1 protein-coding gene is annotated in these 1,347 nt (G+C 41.9%); it reads right to left on the minus strand.

The features are described from left to right. A partial coding sequence (locus Q8W26_RS17780; RefSeq protein WP_305473876.1) for an IS4 family transposase occupies positions 1-1,261 on the minus strand: 1,261 nt, incomplete at its 3' end. Between the last annotated feature and the right edge of the window lie 86 nt (positions 1,262-1,347).

The following is a 1,347-nucleotide window of genomic DNA, read 5'->3' on the forward strand; positions in this document are numbered from 1 at the left end:
GCTTTACCGTTCGGGGGAATGTCCTTCCTCTTCGTGGTTCTAATATCAAGCTCCCCGCCATAGTATAAAAATGCTTCATCTGCCGAGGTATCGCTCCCGGCGAGCTATACGGTAAACCAACCAGTAATCTGACGATATGCGCCAAACTGCCGTTGAAACTTAATTGGTAAGGGAGATAATCACCATTTAACGTATGACACATTTTCACCATCTGATAACGTATCATATTATAGGTAACTAAAATCCCCCATAGCTCCTGTTTTACAAGTTCCGGGAGCCTGCTTCTCAAAGACAACCTATTGCCAAGCATATACTGCTTTTGTTCTCTAAAGCCTAATTCTATTTCCCATCGGTGACTGTATAAATCACCAATATCTGCCGACGGATAGCGCATTGGGTCAATCATAGATGTTAAAACAACACACTCTTTACCGTTAATTTTTCGGCTTATCAGTCGCGCTTCAACAACCTCTGGCAGCTGTGCCCATAGTTTTCGTGCCCTTGGATTTGAGCTTAGTTGTACGATTTTATCATTGCGCCCAAGTGTCTTAATGATCTCATATTGCGTATTCTTTTTAAGAGGGATTAGCCAATGGCGCTCATCCCCCGTGCTTTGCCACTTGTGTAGCAGCCCCAAAGAATAAAACCCTCTGTCGAATAACGTTAAACTGTTGTCTGGCGTGGTATCGATTAACTGCTCTGCGAGTACCATTTCATTGACATTGTAATCATCAAACGCACTGCCTGTTATCAGGTGACTACTTAATTCCATTTGGCAGACCATTCTAACCTGAGGGTACTGTGTTGAGCTTGGCTTACTAAAGGCTTTATTATTTTCCGCTGTATCCTCTGTGCGCCATGTAACACCATCAACACCAAGTAGTGTTAGACCATTCCAATGAGGGTGATTCGCTTGCTCATTCCAATGTTTTTGTGTGCATTCAAATAACGCTTTCATCGCTTGCTCACCAAGACTCTTACGCCGCTGCGTTAAGGCACTAGGTGCAACAAAAGGGCGGCCTTCTCGATCAACAATATCAAGCATATTGACTACATCAGCCATGGACTTATCGTTATAAATGGCCATTCCTATAAGAAGCCAAGCCATTGACTCTAATGTTAGTTTTCGCTTTCTCATCGTAATGGTATCGGTCAATGCATAAGCTTCATTGATGAGTTCAAGAGGGAGTAAGTCAGCTAGGGTTTCGACTTGATTGGGCTTAAAGTTATTAATAATATCTAGAGCTTGAGAAACTTGCATAAAAAAATCCGATGAAAAGCATTCATCGGATTTTGATCTCATTGAGCCATTTTTCAAGTTATTTTTTACTTAACTGATCGGCATTA

Source organism: Psychrobium sp. 1_MG-2023 (assembly GCF_030689115.1).
Classification (GTDB): Bacteria; Pseudomonadota; Gammaproteobacteria; order Enterobacterales; family Psychrobiaceae; genus Psychrobium.